Below are 3,456 nucleotides of genomic sequence, written 5' to 3' on the forward strand. Positions count from 1 at the left end.
GGCGGGTATGTCTGAACTCCCGATACGGGCGCCTATATGCCGGAATATAGGCAGGCGCTTACCAGTGCCGCCGCCGAGCGCATAACGATTAGCCGTGCGGAAGGAACAGCGCGGCGTACATAAGAAGCGGCGGCAGGACGAGCAGCAGGGAAGCGGCGGGACGGCGAGTCTGCCGAAGCCGAATGCCGCTCGTCTGGGGTTTAGGCAGCGGCGGCTCGTCGGCAAGCGGGGGAACTTGATAATAGGCTTCGTACAGGCGAGCGTCGAGCGCGCGGAAGAGACCCGCAAACCCTCCCCGCGCGAACGCAGCCTTTGCCGCAAGGGGCGGCGCGCCGGAAGTCAGCCGATCGAGGCAGGCAAAGACGCCGGCGAGCACTGCGCCCGCACGTCCGGGGAGCGTCAGGCGCGGGGACACGGCGAACTGCGACAGGAACACCATTCCGTCAAGCAGAAGCGCGCGGCGCAAGCCTCCGGCGAGCGCGGGGAAGGTTACCGGAAACGATCCGACGCGGAACCAGACCCTGCCGTAAGGGGTGAGCGCGCCGAATGCGGTAACGCACGCGAGGACGGCGAGCGGGGAGAGCGCGTTGATTTTGCCGCGGCGGGCGAGCGCCAGCAGAAAAAAGCACGCGGTTTCCGCCGCGAGGACGGCGAGGTTCCGCTGTAACATGAAGGCGGGAAAACAGGCGGCAGCGGCAAAAAAAAGCTGCCGGGGCGAAGCGCACCTCGCAAAAAAAGCGCTGCAGGCGGCGTTTATCTTTGGGGGAAGCGTCATGCCGAATCCGCCGCGGGGAGCGACGCGTACCAGCGGGAAACGCGGGCAAAGCCCCCCGCGAACAGCCCGAGCAGCAACGCCGACGCGCTTCCGGCGGACAGCAGCGCAGGCGCGATATAGCGAGCGTTCTGCCCGAACAGCATGAAGCGGGCGAGCAAAAGCTGCGCGGCGTTGCTTGCGAGCGCGCCCGCCATATTCAAGCCGACAAACCCGACGAGGCGTTCCCCCCTGCCGGCGCGCAGGGACAGGCGGCGGACGGCGACCATTGCCAGCATCGAAGCGAATGTCCCCGCGCCGGAAAAGAGGAACACATACGAGAACGCCGTGCCCGAAACGAAGCCCTGCCCGACGGTTTTGAGCAGCACGAGGAGCAGCATATCGGAGAAGCAGAGCTTGCCGAGCGCCAAAAGCAGCGGCAGGTTGGCAAACCCGACGCGCAGGAACGGCAGCGGCTTGGGCACCGCGTATTCGAGCGCCGACAGGAACAAGCACAGCGCCGCCAGAAACGGCACGAGCTTTTTGTCTTTCATACCGTCATCATAGCACACTCCGGCGTTCGGCGTTTCCAGTAGGGAACGACCGAGTTCTTTGAAAGAACTCGGCATATAGGTAAGCGGTGGACGGGCTTACCGAGCGGGAGAGAAAGGGAACGGGTAAAGCCCGTTCCCTTTCTTGTCTCATAGGGAAGCGGTTTTGCCGCTTCCCTATGACGGCATAGAGGCTTTTGCCTATGCGCAAGGGATAGTCTTGCCTATGGGTGAAAGCGGAGGGGCAAAAGCCTCTATGTTTTGCCCCTCTGCTTCGCGTATGCGCACCGAGCGGGCTTATCAAAAGGGAGGAAAACTCTATGCCGAGTTTGCGGCGACCCCTGCACGGTCGAGTGTGAGGCACGCACGGTTTGGGCATAAAAAAGGCGGGGAAGCCTGCGCTCCTCCCCGCCTGAATGTCCTGCTATTGCGGCGCCGATAACCCCCGCCGCTCAGTCATTATCGCGCGCAAACCAGCCTGTATACCCTGCGCCTCTATTCCAGCCACCCGTATACGACCCGTTCGACAGTTCGGCGGCTCGTCACTCTACTTCCCCTTCAAACGGCTGCTTTAGTTTTTGAAAACCCTCGTAAGTGAAATCGCCGCCCGCTTTAAGCTCTTTTAAGAACGCCCTGAGTTCGGCATAGCCGTACAAAACCCGTATCGAAGATTCGGCCATCATAAGGTTGAGTTTTTTCGTTCCGTTCTTGGCGGCTTCGATAGCCGCTTCGTCCGGCTGGAAATAAACGATCGGTTTTTTCGCCGTCCACGCTACCCCTGCTTCAAACAAGGTGCCGGGGTCGTAGGTGCCGCCGTCAGCTCTGCTCAGGTTGACGATTGCAAAATCCGTCGCAGCGCTGACGCCCCCGACGTCTTTGGCAAACGCTTCCCTGCGCTCCCGTTTTGCTTCTTCGCCTGTCCCGTCTTTCAGCGCGTTTGGCGATATAGAAACGCTGTCTTTCGGGCTGAAATAGCTGTAGCCTTCCTCGCTGAGAATCTGTTTCACGTTTTCTATCTGGTTCACGGTATCGGGACAGAAGAACCCGGAGCTGATATAGGCGGATATGCCGAGCATTCCAATTGCGGTGAGCGCTGCCGTCATTTCTTATACTCCGAATAAGCAGGCATTGCTGCCCGCAAAAGATTTGCGTCCCGTCGGCGGAAAGCCAGCGGCGCTACGGCACCGCGCGCGGCGACAGCAAGCGGTGAAATCAAACGTCTTTTCATAAGTCCTCCAATCTGTGCAGTGTCTGTCTTTGCTTAGAGACCCTTTGCGCTGTGCAAAACAGTATACCTGACGACCGCCGCTCTTGTCAAAACGGCTTCAAATATGTATGCGCGAAAGCCGAAACATCGCCGCATATACGCGCGTCCGCGATTATGGCGATATTCCTTAATTTATGGTCAAACATTCGTGTATACAATCTGTTTACGCCTCTACAAAAGCCGTTTACGTCCCTTCAGACAGGGTTTGTACTCCTTCGAAAGCCGTTTACGCTTCATCAAACACCGTTTGCGTCTCTTCAAAGGCTGTTCGCACGTGTTTAAATACCGTTTGCACGTCTTTGAAGGCTTTTCGCGTCGGGCGCGCAGTAAAGCAACGGCGCGGAAACAGTCCCCGCGCCTGCCCAGACCTGAAGCGCGGCGCTACGCTAGCTTTCAATAGAGCGTCCACGCCTGCGTGCCGATTTCGGTAAAGCCCGGCGTAAAGACCACGCCGCCCCGCGCCTTCATCGCCTTTATGAGCCGGACGCGGTTTTTCGGGTCGCAATAGAGCATCATGAAGCCGCCGCCGCCCGCGCCGGAGATTTTCGCCGATTCCGCGCCGTTATCCAGCGCATAGCGATACGTCTCGTCGAGGAAGCTGTTTGAAATCGCCGCCGCCATATTCCGCTTGGCAAGCCAGCCGTTCAAAAGGCACGACGAAAAACCCGCAAAATCGCCTTTCAGCAGCGCCTCTTTCATGAACACCGCCTGTTTTTTTAGTTCGTGCATGCTCTCGATGCTCTTGACGTTTTTCGCTTCCGTGTTCTCGATTTGCTGCCTGATGATGTTTGCGCTTTCCCGCGACACGCCGGTATAGTATAGCACGAGCGACGCTTCCAGCTCGTTCCGAATCCAGCGCTTGAGCCGGAGCGGATTCACGACGACTC

The 3,456-nt window shown here is 59.1% G+C and carries 3 protein-coding genes and 1 pseudogene; all 4 read right to left on the bottom strand.

All coding sequences use genetic code 11. From position 1 onward, the window contains the following. Positions 1–88 precede the first annotated feature (88 nt). The gene (locus AWU74_RS04500; protein ID WP_062328050.1) at positions 89–775 is read right to left on the bottom strand and encodes a DUF8519 domain-containing protein; all 687 of its coding nucleotides are present in this window, start codon (positions 773–775) and stop codon (positions 89–91) included. Further along, positions 772–1,380 (bottom strand): Gx transporter family protein, encoded by a 609-nt coding sequence (locus AWU74_RS04505; protein ID WP_162504805.1) that lies wholly within the window; start codon positions 1,378–1,380, stop codon positions 772–774. Before AWU74_RS04505 ends, AWU74_RS04500 begins: the two co-directional genes overlap by 4 nt. Positions 1,381–1,844: 464 nt before the next feature. Beyond that, a complete protein-coding gene (locus AWU74_RS04510; RefSeq protein ID WP_162504806.1) occupies positions 1,845–2,405 on the bottom strand; it encodes a nucleoside 2-deoxyribosyltransferase in 561 nt (186 codons plus the stop codon). 557 nt (positions 2,406–2,962) lie between these two features. Continuing rightward, positions 2,963–3,456, bottom strand: a pseudogene (locus tag AWU74_RS04515) (dehydrogenase); the annotation flags it as partial.

It is taken from the genome of Treponema endosymbiont of Eucomonympha sp. (assembly GCF_001028545.1).

What these genes read in the sequence shown, in the direction of transcription:
- AWU74_RS04500 (WP_062328050.1), bottom strand. Translation starts at nt 775, where the DNA reads ATGACGCTTCCCCCAAAGATAAACGCCGCCTGCAGCGCTTTTTTTGCG.
- AWU74_RS04505 (WP_162504805.1), bottom strand. Translation starts at nt 1,380, where the DNA reads ATGCCGAGTTCTTTCAAAGAACTCGGTCGTTCCCTACTGGAAACGCCG.
- AWU74_RS04510 (WP_162504806.1), bottom strand. Translation starts at nt 2,405, where the DNA reads ATGACGGCAGCGCTCACCGCAATTGGAATGCTCGGCATATCCGCCTAT.